This is a genomic window from Chloroflexus sp. MS-G (assembly GCF_000735195.1).
Taxonomy (GTDB): Bacteria; Chloroflexota; Chloroflexia; order Chloroflexales; family Chloroflexaceae; genus Chloroflexus.
Genome location: NZ_JPIM01000037.1, coordinates 18,887 through 39,020 on the forward strand (window position 1 = coordinate 18,887; position 20,134 = coordinate 39,020).

The window sequence follows — 20,134 nt, forward strand, 5'->3', positions numbered from 1 at the left end:
GTAGCGTGACGGCTGCTCATAGCAACTCCTCGGGCGGCAGTGGAGTTGCTACGCGGAACGCATTCATCAAGGCAGCCCGTTCCGGTCGGAGGCCACGCGCCCCTCGAATGTAAACATGCACAATTTCATCGGCTCGCTTGGTGGTATTCCAGTGGATCAAGACGCGAATACAACGTGGCAAACTACCGGGAACGGCTATTTCATGACCGCAGAGAAGGGCGGTGTCTATCCAGCCAATTGCCCGTGCCGCCACTGCGGGGAATTCGGCATTAAGATCGGGAGTGGTGGTAAAAATAGCACTGGCAATGTCCTCCGGGTGAATCCCATTAGCCTCGATCAACAACGTAAGTAACTCGTGGGTGGCAGCCAGAATGGCTTCGCGCGTGTTTTCATCACAGGTTGTCGCTCCTCGTACTCCACGGCACCGGACTTCCATTGACTCTCCTCCCCGGCAACAACAGAAGGGGCGCGAGGTTTGTTCGCCTCGCGCCCCTTACGTAATTGCTCTGTCCTATCGTGTCTCGTTCAGGAAATGCGAAGCGACCAGTCCGGTTTTCGGCTGGTAAAGTAGTAAAAGTAGGTGTAAAAGCGCGAACCGGTCATATGATCGCTTACCTGACTGCACTACTCGCTTCGACGTCGCAACTATACCATAGCAGCTATGATCCGTCAAGTAACTTACGAACCCAATAGCTCTTCTGCTTCAATGATGGCCTGCGCAATATCTTTCATCTTCGTCCGTTTATCACGCGCACGTTGACGTAACCGTTCATAGGCGTCACGTTCACTCAGGCCAAGCCGTTGCATTAAAATACCCTTCGCTCGCTCGATCAGTTTGCGGGCTTCGAGCGCCTCTTGCAACTCGAGGTTTTCACTGCGCAAAGCCTGCATCTCGCGATGACGAGCCAGGGCAATCGAAATTGCTGGCGGTAATTCCTGTTCATTCACCGGCTTGACCAGGTACGCTAATGCTCCCGCTGTTTCAGCGCGGCGGATCGTTTCTTTATCGGCGAAAGCGGTCAGCATCACAACCGGAATCCCTGTTTGATCGCGAATCTTCGCCGTCGCCTCAGTGCCATCCATCTCAGGCATCCGAATATCCATAATCACCAGGTCCGGCTTTAAACGAGCGGCCAGCATTACCGCCTCGGCACCGGTACGTGCAATACCCACCACCTCGTAACCCAGTCCCTTCAATTGCTCCTCTAACGTGAGCGACACCAGATCATTATCCTCGGCAATCAGGATACGAATCGCGGCCACGGCTGCCTCCCGCTGAATGCTACTCGTAAAGCGATGCTTAAGATCATACCACAAGATGCCCCATAGTGTGATACAATTTAGATGAATAACGAGTATTTGCGTATGCAACTGACGCCATTTGTGCGCCAGCTATACACACCGCCGTTACGTGCGGAGTGAGGAGGGCGTGATGCGCTACGACATCACGAATATTGCAATTGAAGACTATCTGCACGATCTCATGCCACCACGCGATGAAGTACTGGCGAACCTTGAAGCACGCGCCAGGCAGCAGGGGTTGTCGCTCGTTGGTCCGGTGCAGGGGCAGTTTCTCTACTTACAGGCGCTGATGATGAATGCTCGTCATGCACTGGAAGTTGGTATTACGACCGGCTATGCCGCTATTTACATTATGAAAGCACTTCGCCAGACCGGCGGTAGGATGACGGCTATCGAACGTAATCCTGAGCGCGTTAAGCTGGCCAGCGAAGTGATCGAAGCGGCCGGCATGCGTGATTTGATCACTATCCACCTGGGAGAATGGCGCGAGCTGTTACCATCTCTCAGGCAAGAATTCGATCTGATCTTTCTCGATGTTCTACGTAGTTCGTCAAACGATGAACAGGCACTGCAAGCGCTTGAGCTGTGTGTGTCGCTCCTTAGCCCCGGTGGTGTCTTAATTGCAGATAATGTGCTTTGTAGCGCACAGGTTCTTGAAGAGGATGCTTCGCCACTCGTGCGGGGGATTCAACGCTTTAACCGGGCAATTATGAGCCATCCCCAACTTGAGTCGGTTATTATTCCGCTGCGTGATGGTGTATCAATCAGCCGCAAGAAACGTTAGTGCTCAGGTGCAGGAGATGCAGGAAACAATCCACAATGTGTAAACGTCGAATGTGGGAATAAACGGTTCTGATTAAGACAGAACTCTTATCTCATCAAAGGCGATGCCGATCGTTGTATCAGCGCTCAGCGATTTTTCCGTTCCTTCGCGCTATCCAGAAACAGCGATCGGCACGTTCCTTGTCTTAATGGCCTAACCGCACGACGCACGTTCAAAACAGGATGACGTTTGCGCGACACCATCATGTCTACTTCTGGAGTGAATAATTATGCCGTCTTCGGAACGGCAACACCGAATTGCTGAATGGTCTGCACTTCGGTCGTTAGCCCAAACGCTCAATCAGTCGTTTGATCTCCGTGTAGCCCTCGATACGGCACTTGGTCATATTCTTGAACTGACCGGTCAGGAGGCTGGTTGGATTTATCTGCGTAATGAGAACGATCAATTCATTCTCGCTGCCCGCCAACGTTTGCCCCCGGTACTCAATTACCCCGGCACGGTCTGGCAAGGTGAATGCGCCTGCCAGGAAGTCTGTCGCAGCGGTCAGATCAACCTTGAACCGTCGTTGATGCCTTGTTCACGTCTGCACGGTGCCGCTGGCGATAAGCGCGGTTTGTCACACCACGTCTCGATGGCCCTACGCGATGGAAACCGCACAATCGGCATCCTCAATCTGGCAACGACACGTTGGGCACGATTGACGGCGGCAGATCAGCATCTTATAGCCGCAATTGCTGATCTGTTAGGAACAGCGATTGCCCGAGTATATCTCTACGAAGAGTTTAGTGTGCGGCGTGTCCAGGAACGGCGTGCGCTCTTGTCGCTTTCACAAGAACTGTTGGTGAATGACGATCTCGAACCAACATTGCAGCGGTTAGTTCGTGTCGGTGCTCGTCTCTTAGAAGCCGATGCTTGTGCCTTTATTGAGGCTGATGAAGACTGTGGGCGTGCGTTGCTCCGGGTCTGTTACGGTTGGGCACTGCCCGCCGCCAGTGCATGGCCAGATGATGTTCATCCACATTTGTGGTATTTACCAGAACGAAGCATCAAATTACCAGACGATTCACTGATCCCGTTGCCACCATTGCTCCGCCAGCAGAGCTTTCAAGGCCATCTCGCTACGCCAGTGATGCTCAGCGGTGCACAGATTGGCTTGTTGCTGGTCAATACCATTCATCCACGTCACTTCCTCGACAACGAAGCGGAATTGCTCGGGCTGCTCGCTAGTCAGTTAGCACAGATGATCGACCGTGAACGACTGAATCAAGAGGCGCTTGTCCGTCAGCGCCTTGAACGCGAACTCGATTTGGCCAGTGAGATTCAAGCCAGTTTCTTGCCCGATTGCTGCCCAATCGTTCCTGGTTTACAGATTCACGCCTTTTACCGCGCTGCACGACAAGTAGGCGGCGATTTTTACGACTTTATTGAGGTACCGGCGACTGTAACTAATGGCCCCAAACGGCTTGGGGTTATCATTGCCGACGTCACCGACAAGGGTGTTCCGGCAGCTCTGTTCATGGCCCTCTCGCGCACCCTCTTACGTGCCAGTGCCATTGATGGGCGTTCGCCGGTTGCCGTATTAGAACGGGCCAATCATCTGATCCTCGCCGATTCACGAGCCGGTCTCTTCGTGACTTGTTTTTACGCTTTGATCGATCCGATGAGTGGGCTTGTTGTGTACGCCAACGGCGGTCATAATTACCCTCTCCTGTACCGGCGGGCTACTGATGAAGTGACGCCCCTGGTGGCGCAGGGGATCGTGTTGGGAATCATCCCTGATCCACACTTTGTACCGGGTGAGATCACTCTTGCCCCCGGTGACATTCTCCTCTTCTACACCGACGGAATCACCGAAGCGATGAACGCACAACGTGAGCTGTTCGGCGATGAACGATTGGCGACAGTGCTGCGAGCCAATAGTCACCGTGCACCAAATGAAATCGTGACCGCGGTGCTCGCTGCGGTCGGTGAATTTGTCGGTGACACTGCCCAATCGGATGATATGACAATTGTGGTGATTAAGCGCACATAACGAATGCAACGCATCACGCGGAATTGCCGTAATTCCATCCCTGTAAAGATGTTCAACGTTCTTTGTCACGAGGCAGGGGCGGGTTCTCAATCTGTGGCCGCCCTCCTCTTCATCTCAGTGAGCCATAAGCGGATCACACACGACTGAAAACGTTATGGCACTTGCACAGAACCGACTACCTCGTTATAATGAGCATTGGTACGAGACGGGGAGATGACGGAGTGGTTGAACGTGCCCGTCTCGAAAACGGGTAGGGCCTAATAAGCCCTCGTGAGTTCGAATCTCACTCTCCCCGCCAACACGAAAGCGCCCGACCTATAACTAGGTTGGGCGCAGAGATTTTTGAGGTGACTATGTCCGCAGTTGAGCAGCGATTGCGTGAGCAATTAGAAGAGCAATTACGCCTGAACGAGTGGTTGTACGAACAGCTTGAACGTCAGCGAGCACTAAACGCCGAATTACGCCGTGCCGTAGCCGATCTGGCCCGAGCCTTTCAGGAATCGCTGGCCGCAGCCGTCGAAGCCGGAGAAGCGGGTGATATTGACACAGTGCGCCGTTTAACACGCGCTAATCAGCAACACTGGCAACACTACCTGCAACAGATTGTCGCCGCAGCAAGCCGTGCGAACCAACCCACTAGTACTGATACAAACGCAACAATGGATCGCACATAATGAATAAAGCGTCTAGGTGCATCGTGTTACCGTAGCCGACCCTGTTCCATGTCATACTTACCGGCCAGATCATCTTGAACGGTTTGCGGTGCACGCTTAACACCGGTTAAATAGGCTGCTCGATCAAGCATATGAGCGGCTATCGGTGCGGTCAGAAAGAAGAAAGCGATCAAGGCGATCATCTTTGCCGCCACCACTAAATCACCATGATGAACGGCCACTGCCAGCAATACCCCGGTAATCCCCAGTGTGCCAGCTTTACCTGTGGCATGCACCCGTGTGTAGAGATCGGGCAACTTGAGCATGCCGATTGCGGCTAGGAGCATGAATACTACCCCAATCGTTGCTAGCACCAGCGTGATAATCTCGCTCAGACTCATTATTGACGACCCTCCTCGATGTAGCGCGAAATAGCGACAGTGCCCAAAAAGCCCAGGACGGCTACAACCAGGATTGCATCGATCAAACTCAGTTGGTCAGTAATCACCACATAGAGGGCAACCAATGCTACAACGTGGAGCATCAACGTATCAAACGCCATTGCCCGATCGGGAATACTCGGCCCCATCAACAAACGAGCCGTGCAGAGCGTCATCGAAATGGCAACCACACCCATCAACGTGGCGATCAGAATACTAAACAATGTCATCAGACCTACCTCTACGGTAACAATTCCATGACCCGCCGCTCGAACTGTTGCTTAATATCATTACGAATGGCGTCGGCATCGTGTACATCAATGCAATGAATGTAAATAGTTCGACGATCAGTAGCAACATCGAGCGAGACGGTTCCCGGCGTTAAGGTGATCAGATTCGCCAGTACAGTAATGCCGGCATCACTTTTCACATCGAGCGGAATAGCGATAATGCCCGGACGAATGTCGTCAACCCGCCGAAAGAGCACTATCCGGGCCATATCGATATTAGCCTTGAGAATACTCCACAGTGCAAAGCCGACAAATGCGACCCACTTTAGAGCCAGGCGAATGAAGGTGCGATCACGCTGCTGAGGGTGTAAATCCGTATTTACAAATGGTATGCTGAGAAAGTTTCTAGCCATTGCCACAATGGCTGAACTCACAAGTAGCCCAACAATCAAGTCGGCTAATGTAAAGCTACTTTGCAACGCCATCCAGGTCATGGTCAAAACGAGAATCAGGAGAATCAGCGCAATCATACCAACCTCTATTTCACTGCTGCGCGATAAACCGCCTCACAGCCATCAGCACCACAGACAGCGGTAATGTAGGCAGCACGATCAAAAAGCTGCTGACCGGCAATCGTATTGTATTCTACCAGTGGCCCGGCTACCAATCCCAAAGCGACACTAAGGATCACCAACGCTGCCCCCGGTGCCAGTAAACCAAAACGGACCCGCGGTAAGCGGTTCACATCCTCATACGATTTCTTCCAGAACACTTCATTCCAAATCTTTAACATCGAGAAGAAGGTCAGGATACTGGTACCGGCAGCCACGGCGGTAATAAGGTAGGCCTGCTGGCTCACACCCACCTGCAATAAGATCAATTTTCCGATAAAACCGCTTAGCGGAGGAATACCGGCCAGCGACAGAATACCTAAAAACCAGAACAGGGCTAGCAACGGCTCGCGACGGGCCAAGCCACCCATCTTCTTCAAATCGCCGGTACCGTTGATCTGTTCGGCTGCCCCACCGATAAAAAAGAGTGCCATCTTGACAATCATGACATGGGCGGTAAAGACCAGGCCAGCAGCCAAACCGGCAGCGCTGGCCAGACCTAGTCCCATCACGCTATACCCAATCTGACTGATAATGTGAAAACTCAGGATGCGACGCACATTCATTTGGGCTACTGCGCCCAGCACCCCAATAACCATCGTCAAACCGGCGATCAGGGTAATCCACGGTGCATAGATTGCCAGTTCGTTCTGCAACAACAAACCAAAGACTCGATAGAGCGAATAGACCCCAACTTTCGTCATCAAGCCGCTGAAGATGGCCGTTACTGCCACCGGTGGTGTATGATAACTGGAAGGCAACCAGAAAAAGAGAGGCACAATTGCCGCTTTGCTACCGAAGGCAAACAAAAATACCCCGGCTAATACCGTTTGCAAACCGGGGTCCGCTAGCGTTGCCATCCGCTCGGCAATATGCGCCATATTGAGAGTACCGGCAAATCCGTACATCAATCCACAACCAAACAAGAAGGCGGTACTTCCCAACAGATTAAGCACAACATATTTCAAGCCACCCTCAAGCTGCTCACGGCTCCCACCGAGCGTAATCAGGCCAAAGGATGCTACGAGCAACACTTCAAACCAGACGTACAGATTGAAGAGATCACCGGTGAGGAATGCACCACTAACCCCTAATAGCAAGAGCAAGAGCAACGGGTAGTAGAAATGTGCTTCACGTTCGCGATCAACAGAGTAAAAGCTGTACACAACCGTCGTCAGCATGAGCAGCGCTGCCAACATCACCATCAGCGCACTCATACCATCGGCCACCAGTGAGATACCAAACGGAGCTAACCAGCCTGAGGCCTGCGCCACTAATGGCCCACTCTGCGGTACTACACTCATTAGCCAGAGGCCATACCCCAGATTGATCAGCACACTGATGAGCGTTAGCGCCCGCACCACCACCCATTGGCGATGGAGTAAAACAGCCAATGCCGCACCGATCAACGGTGAAACGATGGGAATAAACAGGTGAAACGTCATATGAGTTTCCCGATCTAAAACATCACACTACAGACGGTCGGTGGTTGAAAGATCGTCAAGATCGTCACTCCCTGCTGCCTGATTGGAACGATACGCCAGCGCCAGGACAAACGCAGTGAATCCGAAGCTAATCACAATGGCCGTCAGAATTAGGGCCTGCACTAGCGGATCAGCCGAACCTGCCGGAGGCTGACCGCTAGCATCCACCAGCGGTGGCCCCCCACGCCGTACTCCATCACCCATCGTAAAGATGAGCAAGTTTACCCCATGGCTGAGCATAATCAGGCCCAGGATCAACTTCACAACCGAGCGCCGCAGGATGAGATATGTCGCACCGCCAAAGAGCGAGCCAATCGCGATTGCCAGGAGAATGATCATGCTACCTCCTCCTGATGATCAACCGGAACCGACTTCATTTCCGGAAACGGGAAGAGAATCGGCTCTTCGACCAGCAGCAGTGCGATTTTGGTCGTGACCCCGATAACTGTAAAGTAGACACCAATATCAAACAGGACCGGTGTGCCGATCTTGCCTACTCCAGGGATCGGTTCGGGCAACCAGAATGCCTGCATGTACGGTAAACCGGCGAAGAGGGCTGGTAATCCCCACAGAGCGCCAAAAAAGACGCCAAAAGCCGCCAGTATCAAATAATTAACCGGCAAAATCCGTCGTGCTACCTTTGGGCCAAAGGCGACCATTTGCAGAATAATTGCACTGGAAGCCAGCAAACCACCAATAAAACCGCCACCCGGTAGATTGTGCCCGCGAAACAACATAAAAATCGATAACATCAACAACAGTGGCAACATCAGCCGACTGATTGTGCGTAAGATGAGCGAATCGTACAGAGCACTATCTCTGGGTATTAACTGGCTCGCTGAGCGGTTCGGTGGCAGTTGTCGGGACTCGTTCCGGTGTAACATCATCTTTCCCCTGTCGTAACCGTAACAATCCGTAAATACCGAGCAGCGCGATAAACAATACTGTAATCTCGCCCAAGGTATCGAACCCGCGGAAGTCGACCAGAATGACATTAACGACATTAGCACCTTTGCCTTTGTCCAGACTGTTTTCAAGGAAGAAGGGGGCCAACGGTGCAAAGCTATCATTCGTAGCGGTTGCCAGTACCAGTCCGCCCATCAAAATTCCCATAGCAATGGCGACAATTGCATCACGTTGTCGTACCCATGCTGATGAGAAGCTCTCGAAGCGCACTGGCAACACCGAAAAGACGAGGAGTAAAAAGACGGTTGAGAGTACTTCAATCAGTAATTGAGTGAGTGCCAGATCGGGCGCTGAGAAGAGCACGAAAAGGAGCGCGACCATTGCGCCAACGACACCAACTGCAATAATCGCGCCAAGTCTGGTCCGCGCTTTGATGGTCGCGATAACACCAATTGGGATCAACGCTGCGGCCAATATTTCGTAAAACTGCAACTGCGGATCAAGATCAAACCGAATGGCACCTAGCCCGAAGCTGATAAATGGTACCCCTACGAAGATCAGCATGGTCAACGCTGTTATCAGGATATAGCGGCGTAGCCTTCCCTCCTGAAGGGTACGGGTTAATGCCGTCGCTCCGGTGAGTGTCCGCTCAATCAGCCGGTCGAAGATCATATCACCGCGCAACCAGATTGGCCAACCACGCATATTTGCCAACTGCTCGGCAAAACGGAACATTGCTACGCCAATCACAATAGCGCTCAGGCTTACCAGTAATGCTGGATTCACACCATGCCAGAGTGCCAATTTAACCTCCAGCGGCTTACCGTAGATCGCTGCACTTGCGGCTGCGATGAGCGTACTGACGGGGGCTAACAGGACCAGCGGTATGAAGAGTGACAAAATGGCTGGCACTCCAGGCCCAATCAACATTCCAGGTGTAGGATCATCAACATGCTGCTGCATCGCCGCCGTACTACGCTGACCGAGGAACGTATTGCTAAACAGTCGCCAGCCAGTTATCAGGTAAGCAATGGCCGTGACAGCAATTGCAGCAACCGCAAGGATGCTCAGCGTTGCACCAAGATCGGTCTCAAGCGCTGCTTCCAACATCAATTCTTTGGCAACGAAGCCAAACATGATCGGAATACCGCCGAACGATAGTAATGCCAGAGCGGTAATGACCATCGTCTGTGGCATATATCTTCGCAATCCGCCCAACCGGCGCAAATCGCGCGTACCGCACTCGTGATCGATCACACCAGCCAGCATAAACAGTGCCGACTTATACAGCGCATGGGCTAAAATATTAGTTGCCACCCCCTCAGCACCATACTTACCACCCAACCCGATCTGCATCGTCAGCGCACCCAGCATACTGATGGTCGTATACGCCAGCATCGCCTTCAGATCAAACTGGCGCATCGCCACAATCGCGGCAAAGGTCATCGTTGCACCGCCAACGACGGCCAGGGTTACATCCCATAGAGCAGTACCACCCAGGGCCGGACTGAGCCGTGCCATCAGATAGACACCAGCCTTGACCATTGTGGCCGAATGGAGAAAGGCACTTGCCGGGGTTGGCGCCTGCATAGCCCCTGGTAGCCAGAAATGAAAGGGTATCTGAGCTGATTTCGTAAAGCAACCAAGCAAGATCAGTATCACGGCTGCCGGGTAGAGTGAATGAGCGCGCAATTGATCACCAGCGGCCAAAATATCCCGGAACTCATAGCTGCCAACCATCTGTCCTAGTAACAGCAGGCCAACCAGCAAGGCCAACCCACCACCACCGGTTACCAGCAGCGAATGTAATGCACCACGCCGTGCATCAGGGTAATCGTGCTTGTAGCCAATAAGCAAATACGACGTAACCGATGTTAATTCCCAAAACACGAACATGGTCAATACGTTACCGGCCAGTACGACCCCCAGCATTGCCCCCATGAAAAGCATCAGGTAAGCCAAGAAACGACCGAGACCACTGTCAGCACCGAGATAATGGCCGGCGTAACCGACAATCAACGTCCCAATGCCGGTAATAATCAAGGCAAACAGAAGGCTTAAACCGTCAAGCGTAAAGGTAAGATTGAGACCCAGCGCTGGTACCCAGGAGATCTCCTCCACCACTTGCTCACCCGCCAACACAGGACCAGCTTGAGTCAGCGTTAGTCCAAAGAGTGTTAGCGGGATAAATGCGAGACCCCAGGCGATAAGACTGCGCGCCGGCAAGCGGGCAATGAGCGCTAGTGGTGACGCGACCAATGCAATGAACACAATCGGATAGAGCATGCTCACCTCGATTGGAAACTAACTGTGTCTACTGACACGCAATATGAGAAAAACTTTGCCAACCTGATCATAGTCTGGCATTCAAATATCAAAATGTCGGTGAAGCAACGACTCAACCGTTGCCTGGAATGTTGACGCCGACAGTGCATGCTGAAATGCAGTTATACTTCTTATTTGGAATACGATCAAACGATCACGGGTTTGCTGCTATTGTACCGTAAAATTGGTGCCTTGTCACAACGTGACTTCCTGCTAACACAGTAGGCATTTTCTGGTACAGTACAGATATGATGCAGAAACAAGTGTATGCTACGAGTACAGTTATGCGTGCTATGAACCGTCTCTGGTTTCGTCGTTATTGTTATGCTATGTGTATTCTTGCCGTCATTCTGCTAAACGCCTGTGGCGCACCGCTACGTGAACGCACGATTGAAGTAACTGCCACCGAAATGCGATTTGATCCAGATCGGATCGAAGTGCGCACCGGAGAACAAGTTTTTCTCCGCCTTCGCAACCGCGGCCAGATCGCACATAGCCTGACTATCGAGCTACCTACCGGTGACCGCACTGTTTCGGCCGATCCAGGGGTCGATGCGATACTAACATTCCGGGCGCCAGCACCCGGTGAATACCGTTTCTACTGCCGTATTCCTGGTCATGAAGCCCAACAGGGAGTGTTGGTTGTTCTTCCCTGACAGAAATCTTGTATAGTTGTTCTGGTCATGACTATGCTTTAACCCAATCTCTTCGGTGCAGCGCATGGATCAGAAGAATAGAGAGGGTCACTGCTGTTATCGGTAATACAAAGAGTACCATCACGCTACTGAAGAACGGCAGAGCATCATGTTGAGTTGCAGCCAGTATCAGATACGCCGTGTACGCAACGTAATAAGCAAGAAAGAGTAAGCCTTCCCAGCGATTGATGCTGAGACCGGAGATAAAGATTGGTAGAGCTGCAAAAGCTACTGCAATCATCACTGGCAGATCAAATGCCACAACCGATGGAGCAACGGTAAGACCACCCGGTGTTACGAGTGCAGATAATCCAAGGATACCGAGGATGTTGAAGATATTGCTGCCAATAGCATTTCCAATAGCAATGTCCCGCTCGCGCTTGAGCGTGGCAACAATTGAAGCAACCACTTCTGGGAGTGATGTACCGGCAGCCACAATTGTGAGACCGATGACTACATCGCTGACTCCAAACGCACGCGCCAGTGAAGTTGCACCTTCAACCAGCCAGTCTGATCCAATCGCCAGTAATACCAGCCCAACTACGATAAAGCCGATATTCAGCAGCAAGACCATTCCTTTCCGCTGAGCGGGCAGTTTTGTGGAACCAAATTCCCGCGCATACTCTGCTATCACTTCTTCTCGTTCCTGCCGACTAGCGTATATTGACCAGATGATATATCCGATTAGTAGGCTAAACAGGATGAAGCCATCAAACCAGCTTATGGCTCCATCGAATGCCTGACCGATAAGTAATAGCGAAACAGCGATCATAAACGGTACTTCACGGCGGATAAGCTGTACGGCTACAACCAGTGGGCTGACCAGCGCACACGCACCCAGAATGAAGAGAATGTTGAAGATATTACTTCCCACCACATTGCCGACTGCAATGTCACTTTTGCCTGCCAAGCTAGCTTGAATGCTCACTGCCAGCTCTGGTGAACTGGTTCCAAACGATACAACTGTCAGACCAATCACAAGCGGAGAGATGCCAGCCAGCGCTGCCAGGCGGCTGGCGCCACGTACTAGAAGCTCACCGCCAGTGGCAAGGAAGATAAGACCACTGAACATTAAACCGAATACAAATAGATTCATCTATGTCTACTCCTGTAGTCTGCATCACACATTTAAGTAGTATATCCAACTCAACGATAGCTAGTGAGGGCAAATCTTCGCCATTAAATACCCATTCAGACGTAGAAGTGATAGGGAATTTTTCCCTATCGATTATAAGGAAAATACGGTATATTGCAAAGCGTTGGGGAGTAGCCGCCCGCTCGTAGCGGGTCGATGTTGCCGTCAAGACGGAAGATTATCTTCCCGGTGGCATCGTGTATTGGTTTACCATACTGGCGAGACCGACACAGCGGTGCGCTGTGATCGGCTCGCCTTTTTATTGCCGGACAAGTCGTTGCAAAGCAGGGAGAAAAGATTGTATGGTAGATACGATATGGGTCTGGGTTGGGTTTAATCTACTGGTATTGACACTTCTCGCGCTTGACCTAGGGGTATTTCACCGCGAAGCCCATGAAGTATCGTTACGTGAAGCCGCCATCTGGAGCGTGGTCTGGATTGCACTGGCAATGACCTTCAATGTGGGTTTATATCTGTTTTGGGATCAGATCATGCCCAATAGCGATCTCAGTGCGAGTGACGCTGGTCTAGAGTTTTTGACCGGTTATCTCATAGAAAAGGCACTAAGTGTTGATAATATTTTCGTCTTCGTATTGATCTTCTCATATTTTGCAGTTCCGGCGAAATACCAGCATCGGGTACTCTTTTGGGGGATTCTCGGCGCCCTTATCATGCGCGGTACAATGATTGCCGCTGGAGCAGCGCTGATCAAGCAGTTTCACTGGATCATCTGGGTGTTCGGTGCATTCCTGATCTTTACCGGAATTCGGATGGCAATGTCACAAGACGAGCAAGTCGAGCCTGATAAGAATCCGGTGGTACGCATGTTCCGCCGTTTTATGCCAATCAGTGATCGCTACGACGGCCAGAAATTTCTCACCCGCCAAAACGGTATGCTTATGGCAACCCCCCTCTTGCTAGTGCTGGTCATGGTAGAGACGACCGATCTCATTTTTGCCGTCGACTCAATACCGGCCGTCTTTGCCGTAACGCAAGATCCGTTCATCGTCTACACATCCAATGTCTTCGCCATTCTGGGTCTACGAGCACTCTACTTCGTACTGGCTGGCGTGGTTCATCTCTTCCACTATCTCAAGCTCGGCTTGTCAGTGGTGCTGAGTTTTGTTGGTATCAAGATGCTCTTACCTGATCTCAGTGCCGCACTGATTGGTGTAAGCTGGAAGATACCGACGGCAGCTTCGCTGGGTGTGGTAGCAACCATCATTAGCGTGTCAATTATCGCCTCTCTGATACGGGCCCGAATCCTCGAAAGTAGCGAACATGCCGCCTCATCATAATTGGCTAGAATGTTCGCCCTGACGGTCTTGATCAGCAGTTTGTGCAGCAGGATGTAGCCCGCTCAGTAGCTCACAAATCATATCGGGCCGTTCCTGCTGCGGCATATGACCACACCGTTCCAGGTAAATACACTGAGCTTGTTCGTTGAGCAAGACGTGCATGGCTTCTATAAGTTCACCATCAACAATGACATCGTGATCGCCAATGATCAGTACCGTCGGTATTCGACATTTACTGACCAGATCAAGATATTGATTGGCACGGAAGAAGGTGTCAATCGCCAACCAACGGAGCGCTGAAAGCGTTGCCCGCCGTTGCTGTGGATGGTGGAGACGAGCCAAAACCCGCTTCCTGAGAAACCGCCGTTCACGGGCAGGCAGATCGTACAGGCTGTAATAGAACGGTTGTAAACTAAAAAAGGCCAGCTCTTGTGAACGGCGCATGATCGCCATCATCAATTCACCAAGACCTGGGATCAACAGTAGCCATTGCTTCAACTCCGGCAGACGACGCTTTACCGGCAGACAGCCACTGATCAGAATCTGCTGTTCGATAAGGCCAGGAAGTCCGATACTCAGACGCTGAGCGATCATGGCCCCTAACGAATGACCAACTAGCGTGATGTGGCTCAGTTGCAGGACAGCTACAAATTCGGCAATCGTGCGGGCAAAGAAGGTCAGGCTATAGGCGCCACGAGGACCGGAACTACGACCAAAGCCGGGTAAATCAGGTGCAATGACCCGATATTCACGCGATAACGACGGAATAATCGAGCGCCACGTATCAGCTTCGTCACCTAACCCATGCAAAAGAAGAAGCGTTGGATGATGATCCGCTCCAGCATCGTAGTAGAAGATTTCTGTATTGCGCAGCGCAACCCTACGAGCATACGGAACCAGGGCAGCAGGAATGTCCATAGTGGGTTTTCGCTTCATGGCGCACCTATGAGTAACGAACGCATTCGATATTAAGATAAGCAAATTGTTTTGTCAAACATTCCTGTGATGAAATGACTCTGTTATTTAACGATAAATCTGTCAGTGCCTATGCTGCGAAGTGCATCTTCACCCTGCACTCCCCCCAACCCTCTTTCACTCTCGGTGAGTGTAGGGGGCTAGGAGGGTAGGTTTGGCACTCGATCGACCGATTCGGTGATGATCATCATTGGTGAGCCTTGCTCATTCCTCAGTGCCCATGACCTAATTCCTCCCCTCACCACTCTGCGCACTTAACCATTCCGTGCTACAATCGAGCAGGCCGGAATGACCGGCAAAACGCAACAGGGGAGAGGAGCCGACCATGCGCACAACTATTCGTGATATTCAAATGATGCGCGATCGCGGCGAGCGGATTCCGATGATCACTGCGTATGATTACACCTCGGCTCAGATTGCCGATCGCGCCGGTATCCCAATAATCCTGGTAGGTGACTCGCTCGGCATGGTGGTATTGGGGCACCAATCTACGGTACCGGTGACCCTCGACGAGATGATCCATCACACACGAGCCGTGGTACGTGGTACCCAGAAGGCTCTGGTCATCGGTGATTTACCATTTCTTACTTACACTTCACCAGAGCAGGCCATCCAGAGTGCAGGGCGAATGCTGCAAGAGGCTGGCGCTCAGGCGGTGAAGTTGGAAGGTGGTGTGCATGTCGCACCGATTATTGCCCGACTGGTCGCGTTAGGAATTCCGGTGATGGGGCATATCGGCTTCACACCGCAATCGGTCAATCAGATCGGGCTACGGGTACAGGGAAAGCGAGCGAACGAGGCCCAACAATTGATTGCCGATGCGCTGGCAGTTCAGGAAGCTGGCGCATTTGCGCTCGTACTCGAACTGGTGCCGGCAGAGCTGGCACAGGCGATCACCGAACGGTTACGGATCCCAACCATTGGCATCGGCGCTGGGGCTGGCTGTAGTGGCCAGGTGCAGGTCTGGCATGATTTGCTCGGTCTGTACAGCGATTTTCTTCCTCGCCACGCCCGTCGCTACGCTGAACTGGCCAAAACGATCTCAGAAGCTCTGAACCAATATGCGCATGATGTACGAAATGGAACATTTCCTGGCCCTGAACATAGTAGTCGGATGGACCCGGCAGAACTGGCAGCAGCGCTATCCAACATTGATCAGACGACGTGAAGCAGTCTCAGTCGGTTCTTTGCACTCCTCTGCCCTTTCCCCATTTAACAGGGATGAAACAGGGGACATTGATTAGGAGCGGGTAGGATCGACCAAAAGAATCTCGCGCAGAAGCATGTAAAACACTTTGATCAATGTTGATCATATCAACGAGGAACACCGGTATGGAAGTCTTACATACAATTGCTGAGTTTCGTCGGGCGCGATCGGCATTCAGCACACTCGGATTCGTGCCAACCATGGGGTATCTACACCAAGGACATCTGGCGCTGGTGGAACAGGCCCGCCGCGAATGTCCGGCAGTCGCAGTGAGTATCTTCGTCAATCCGACCCAGTTTGGCCCTCACGAAGATTACGCTCGCTATCCACGTGACACAGCACGCGATCTGGCTCTCCTCGAAAAAGCCGGCGTCGATCTTGTCTTTATACCCTCTGTGGAGGAGATGTATCCGCCTGGCTTCGGCACTTACGTTGTTCAGCCTGCTGCCGATGAGGTGCTGGAAGGCGCGGCTAGACCTGGTCATTTTCGCGGCGTAGCAACGGTCGTTTGTAAGCTATTCAACATTGTGCAACCGACAAAGAGCTATTTTGGACAGAAAGATGCTCAACAGACCGTGGTGGTACGCCAGATGGTACGTGATCTCAACATACCGGTTGAGATCGTGATTGTGCCAACGGTTCGCGAAGCCGATGGTCTGGCGATGAGCAGCCGTAACGTCTATTTGACGGCGGAGCAGCGTGCTGCGGCGCCGGTGTTGTACCGAGCCTTGCGAGCGGCTGCCGAATGTTATGAAGCTGGTGAACGCAATGCAGATACGTTACGGTCGCTCATGCAGCGGATTATTGCGGCTGAACCGCTGGCAAAAGCAGAGTATGTGAGCGTTGCGCATCCGATCACCTTGCGCGAGTTGGATCAGATTGGGCCAGAAGGGGCTTTGCTCTCGATGGCGGTACGGTTTGATCAGGTACGATTGATCGATAACTGGCTGTTGGAAGGGAAAGCATAAACGTACCTCATGGCCCCTCACCTTCCCCTAGCCCCCTTCCTCTCCCACACGGGGTGAGGAAGGGGGGAGGGTGCTCTCTTCACTTCCCCTTGGCCTCTCTTCCTCTTCTACAAGGGGTGAGGAAGGAGGTGCTCGGACGGGGTGACGCTCCACCAGACACCTGTGATGAAACGAGTGTTGTAGTCACCTGTATCACCGCACATGCGGGCCTCTGGCCTGTGCTCTCAGGCGACCAGGTAAAGCGGGGATCGCCGTCAGCGGGTGCGTGACCATGCGTCAGTGCTGTTCCGTTGTTGCAAAGCTCGGTCTTTGCATACAACCTGAAGCCGAAAACGCTGAACAGCCTTACTTCAGAGTAGCGATGGTTGCTGCAATTGAATCGGCAATAATCTGCACAATTTGATCAATCTGCTCGTAAGTGGTGACGAGCGGCGGCGCCAGACAAATTGTGTCACCCACGACACGGGTAAAAAGACCGCGTGCTGTCATCTCTTTCTGAACGCGGGTACCGACATTAGCGCTGGACGGGAAGGGCGCTTTCGTCGCAGTGTCGGCTACCAACTCAATCCCCGCCATCATGCCCTTACCGCGTACATTGCCAACGTGAGGCAGCGCATATAACTCCTCCAACCGACGCAACATATAGTCGCCAACTTCAGCCGCTCGCTGCACCAGCCCTTCCCGTTCAATGATGGCAATATTGGCTAACGCCACAGCACAAGCCGTCGGATGGCCCGAATAGGTAAAGGCATGCATCCAGCGTTGTTCAGGTGGCACCGATACCATAGCCTCATAGATGCGGTCACTCACGCCAATGCCACCGAGCGGAATATAGCCTGAAGTGATGCCCTTGGCAAACTGGACAATATCAGGCTCGATCCCGTAATGCTCCAATCCAAACCAGCGCCCGGTGCGGCCAAAACCGGTGATCACTTCATCGCTGATAAGCAGCACCTCGTAGTAATCACAAATCTCACGAATGCGCTTGAAATAGTCATCTTGTGGAGGAATAACACCACCGGCACCCTGCACCGGTTCGGCGATGAACGCGGCAACTGTTTCTGGGCCTTCGCGTAAGATTGCCTCTTCGAGCAAATTCGCAGCGGCAACACCATCACTCAGGTGTGGGGTTGGATTGACGAAGCGGTACGGATAGGGTGACTCGATGTGAATAAAACCGGGTACTCGTGGCTCAAACATCGGCCAATACGCGGGCAGACCAGTTGCACTCATCGCAGCCATTGTGACACCGTGGTACCCTTTCATACGTGAAATGAACTTCACCTTTTCGGGCTTACCGACGGCTTTCCAATAGAAACGGGCTGTCTTAAATGAGCTTTCGGTGCTTTCGGCGCCGCCTGAGGTAAAAAAGAAGTGATTGATGCTCGGATAAAAGAGTTGACTCAGCTTACGTCCTAATTCAATTGCCGGCAGATTCGTTGAGCCAACATAGGATGAATAGTAGGCGAGTTGCTTCATCTGGTTGCAAGCCGCTTCGGCTAACTCTTCACGGCCGTGGCCAACGTTCACGTTCCACAAACCGCTGAGTCCGTCAATATACTCACGGCCTTCAGCGTCGATCACAATCGACCCGCGGCCAGCAACCCAGATTTTCGGGTTTTGATGTGCCGTTGGATGGGTCAGAGGATGGATGACATGGTCGTAATCGGCTTGAATCTGCTCTTGCAGGTTGTACACGCGCTCCTCCTTGCTGAACAGTTGGTGCTGATAATTCGATTGTAGCGGAGAAGTGCAGTGACGGCAAGCTATCGGCATCTGGGTTCAGGGCATTTCAACGTTTTCACCCTAACCGGTAGCAGTGCTGTGAGCGAGGAGAGGAACGAGTGAAGCAGCGCAGACAGAAGCGGCAGCTTCCTCTTTCGACAAGCGTCTACGGCCTCCATTCTCGCGCCGATTCTTCGCCGTATGGTAGGGCAGATTCCTCATATCCTCAGATGAGCAAGGGGTGATAGCTTGAGATGGGTCTGCCTTTCACCGCTTTCTAGAGGATACGTAACGGCGTGTGTTGGGTTTACCGGTATCGCTTCGCTAAGCCTGAGAACGTTGAAAATCGCTTAAAAATCAAGAAAAGCCTTCATCTATAGGTAGAGGAAGCATACAATATTCAATCAGACATATAAAACCACGGAGCACGTATGGACTGGAACAAACAAATTGAGATCATTCGTCGAGCATTAGCAACACCACCACCATCATTAGGTGAACTCCTTGTGTTACGCCGACTCGACGGCACACCACTGCGTCCGTTTCACCCACCACCTGGTGTCACACCAAGAGCATCGGCAGCGCTCCTGCTTCTCTTTCCCCAAGAAGACACCCTGTATATTCCGTTAACAGTGCGGTCGAGTCGAGTCACTACCCATCGGGGCGAAGTTTCGCTACCGGGCGGTGGCATTGATCCCACCGACAACGGTGCGATTGGCGCAGCGCTGCGTGAAGCTCAAGAGGAGATTGGCATTGATGCAGGGCAAGTTACCGTGCTCGGGCAACTCACGACGTTTTATATTCCACCGAGCAACAACTATCTGACTCCGATTGTTGGTTTCTACCCGGTCGCATTTGAACCGGTACACGATCCTGAAGAGGTAGAAAGCGTATTTACCGTCGCACTACCCACCCTGTTCGATACGGCAACCGTGCAAGAAGAGATTTGGGAGCGTAATGGGACACCGATGCGGGTACCGTTCTTCGCCCTGAATGGGTATAAGGTATGGGGAGCCACTGCGCTGCTACTTAGTGAATTTGTAGCACGACTACGCCGCGAGGGATGGCGTTGAGGTCTAAGTGCCTGATTAGAAACTCGTGGTCTTGATAACGAGGAGCGCGCCTGGGGACCCTCACCATCCCTTTGGCCGCCCTCACCTTCCCCCCAGCCCCCTTCCGCTCCCACGCTGTGGGCGAGGAAGGGGGAGATGCTACCTGACGAGTTGAGACATAGCGCAAGCTCATTTGTGTATTTCTCCCACACTGCGGGAGCGGAAGGGGAGATGAGCGGAGCAGGGGCGATTCTGCGTCTAGCAACGCTACCGCGTTCACGCACCAGCTCCCCCCTCTCCCGCAGCGCGGAA

General features: G+C 52.4%; 20 protein-coding genes and 1 tRNA gene. 9 read left to right on the forward strand and 12 right to left on the reverse strand.

What is annotated here, in order from left to right:
• Positions 1-16 precede the first annotated feature (16 nt).
• Together aroH and JE47_RS0108710 are read right to left on the reverse strand one after the other, a co-directional pair.
• Positions 17-436, reverse strand: a complete 420-nt coding sequence (gene aroH / locus JE47_RS0108705; protein WP_031459382.1) for a chorismate mutase — start codon at positions 434-436, stop codon at positions 17-19.
• A gap of 242 nt (positions 437-678) precedes the next feature.
• Positions 679-1,263 (reverse strand): ANTAR domain-containing response regulator, encoded by a 585-nt coding sequence (locus JE47_RS0108710; RefSeq protein WP_031459383.1) that lies wholly within the window; start codon positions 1,261-1,263, stop codon positions 679-681.
• A 169-nt stretch (positions 1,264-1,432) separates the two neighbouring features.
• On the opposite strand from JE47_RS0108710, the gene JE47_RS0108715 reads away from it, so the two are divergent.
• From JE47_RS0108715 to JE47_RS0108730, 4 genes are all read left to right on the forward strand, one after another.
• A complete protein-coding gene (locus JE47_RS0108715) occupies positions 1,433-2,086 on the forward strand; it encodes an O-methyltransferase (protein WP_028457646.1) in 654 nt (217 codons plus the stop codon).
• 268 nt (positions 2,087-2,354) lie between these two features.
• Positions 2,355-4,118 carry a GAF domain-containing SpoIIE family protein phosphatase gene (locus tag JE47_RS0108720; RefSeq protein ID WP_031459384.1) on the forward strand — a complete coding sequence of 588 codons (1,764 nt, stop codon included), beginning with the start codon at positions 2,355-2,357 and terminating at the stop codon, positions 4,116-4,118.
• Positions 4,119-4,325: 207 nt separating this feature from the next.
• Positions 4,326-4,416: transfer RNA gene (locus tag JE47_RS0108725), tRNA-Ser, on the forward strand.
• Positions 4,417-4,471: 55 nt separating this feature from the next.
• Positions 4,472-4,792, forward strand: coding sequence for a hypothetical protein (locus tag JE47_RS0108730; RefSeq protein WP_051871110.1), 321 nt, complete (start codon positions 4,472-4,474; stop codon positions 4,790-4,792).
• A 26-nt stretch (positions 4,793-4,818) separates the two neighbouring features.
• On the opposite strand, the gene mnhG is transcribed toward JE47_RS0108730, so the two are convergent.
• The 7 genes from mnhG to mbhE are packed head-to-tail and all read right to left on the reverse strand — an operon-like array spanning position 4,819 to position 10,728.
• Entirely contained in the window at positions 4,819-5,172 is a 354-nt protein-coding gene (mnhG, locus tag JE47_RS0108735; RefSeq protein WP_031459386.1) for a monovalent cation/H(+) antiporter subunit G, read from the reverse strand.
• Positions 5,172-5,441, reverse strand: a complete 270-nt coding sequence (locus tag JE47_RS0108740) for a monovalent cation/H+ antiporter complex subunit F (RefSeq protein ID WP_028457643.1) — start codon at positions 5,439-5,441, stop codon at positions 5,172-5,174. Before JE47_RS0108740 ends, mnhG begins: the two co-directional genes overlap by 1 nt.
• Positions 5,442-5,452: 11 nt before the next feature.
• Positions 5,453-5,971: a Na+/H+ antiporter subunit E gene (locus JE47_RS0108745; protein WP_236631179.1), complete on the reverse strand. Its 519-nt coding sequence runs from the start codon at positions 5,969-5,971 to the stop codon at positions 5,453-5,455.
• Positions 5,972-5,979: 8 nt separating this feature from the next.
• The gene (locus JE47_RS0108750) at positions 5,980-7,497 is read right to left on the reverse strand and encodes a proton-conducting transporter transmembrane domain-containing protein (protein WP_031459388.1); all 1,518 of its coding nucleotides are present in this window, start codon (positions 7,495-7,497) and stop codon (positions 5,980-5,982) included.
• Between the two features lie 27 nt (positions 7,498-7,524).
• Complete coding sequence (locus JE47_RS0108755; protein ID WP_031459389.1) at positions 7,525-7,875, reverse strand: sodium:proton antiporter; 351 nt, start codon at positions 7,873-7,875, stop codon at positions 7,525-7,527.
• A complete protein-coding gene (locus JE47_RS0108760; RefSeq protein WP_330216973.1) occupies positions 7,872-8,423 on the reverse strand; it encodes a Na+/H+ antiporter subunit B in 552 nt (183 codons plus the stop codon). The genes JE47_RS0108755 and JE47_RS0108760 overlap by 4 nt, the downstream gene beginning before the upstream one ends.
• Positions 8,350-10,728, reverse strand: coding sequence for a hydrogen gas-evolving membrane-bound hydrogenase subunit E (mbhE, locus tag JE47_RS0108765; protein ID WP_031459391.1), 2,379 nt, complete (start codon positions 10,726-10,728; stop codon positions 8,350-8,352). Before mbhE ends, JE47_RS0108760 begins: the two co-directional genes overlap by 74 nt.
• Before the next feature lie 323 nt (positions 10,729-11,051).
• Here mbhE and JE47_RS0108770 point away from each other — a divergent pair, with 323 nt between their 5' ends.
• Complete coding sequence (locus JE47_RS0108770) at positions 11,052-11,423, forward strand: cupredoxin domain-containing protein (RefSeq protein ID WP_152556028.1); 372 nt, start codon at positions 11,052-11,054, stop codon at positions 11,421-11,423.
• A 31-nt stretch (positions 11,424-11,454) separates the two neighbouring features.
• Here the strand turns inward: JE47_RS0108770 and JE47_RS0108775 are convergent, their stop codons facing one another.
• Positions 11,455-12,558: a calcium/sodium antiporter gene (locus JE47_RS0108775; protein WP_031459393.1), complete on the reverse strand. Its 1,104-nt coding sequence runs from the start codon at positions 12,556-12,558 to the stop codon at positions 11,455-11,457.
• Between the two features lie 341 nt (positions 12,559-12,899).
• Between JE47_RS0108775 and JE47_RS0108780 the strand changes: the two genes are divergently transcribed.
• Positions 12,900-13,895 (forward strand): TerC family protein, encoded by a 996-nt coding sequence (locus JE47_RS0108780; RefSeq protein ID WP_031459394.1) that lies wholly within the window; start codon positions 12,900-12,902, stop codon positions 13,893-13,895.
• Here JE47_RS0108780 and JE47_RS0108785 read toward each other — a convergent pair.
• Positions 13,890-14,831, reverse strand: coding sequence for an alpha/beta fold hydrolase (locus JE47_RS0108785; RefSeq protein ID WP_031459395.1), 942 nt, complete (start codon positions 14,829-14,831; stop codon positions 13,890-13,892). The genes JE47_RS0108780 and JE47_RS0108785 overlap by 6 nt on opposite strands.
• Positions 14,832-15,195: 364 nt before the next feature.
• On the opposite strand from JE47_RS0108785, the gene panB reads away from it, so the two are divergent.
• Together panB and panC are read left to right on the forward strand one after the other, a co-directional pair.
• Entirely contained in the window at positions 15,196-16,038 is an 843-nt protein-coding gene (panB, locus tag JE47_RS0108790; RefSeq protein ID WP_031459396.1) for a 3-methyl-2-oxobutanoate hydroxymethyltransferase, read from the forward strand.
• A 164-nt stretch (positions 16,039-16,202) separates the two neighbouring features.
• Positions 16,203-17,045: a pantoate--beta-alanine ligase gene (panC, locus tag JE47_RS0108795; RefSeq protein WP_031459397.1), complete on the forward strand. Its 843-nt coding sequence runs from the start codon at positions 16,203-16,205 to the stop codon at positions 17,043-17,045.
• A gap of 345 nt (positions 17,046-17,390) precedes the next feature.
• On the opposite strand, the gene JE47_RS0108800 is transcribed toward panC, so the two are convergent.
• Entirely contained in the window at positions 17,391-18,743 is a 1,353-nt protein-coding gene (locus tag JE47_RS0108800) for an aminotransferase family protein (RefSeq protein ID WP_031459398.1), read from the reverse strand.
• Between the two features lie 458 nt (positions 18,744-19,201).
• Here JE47_RS0108800 and JE47_RS0108805 point away from each other — a divergent pair, with 458 nt between their 5' ends.
• Positions 19,202-19,843 carry an NUDIX hydrolase gene (locus JE47_RS0108805; RefSeq protein WP_031459399.1) on the forward strand — a complete coding sequence of 214 codons (642 nt, stop codon included), beginning with the start codon at positions 19,202-19,204 and terminating at the stop codon, positions 19,841-19,843.
• Positions 19,844-20,134: the final 291 nt, after the last annotated feature.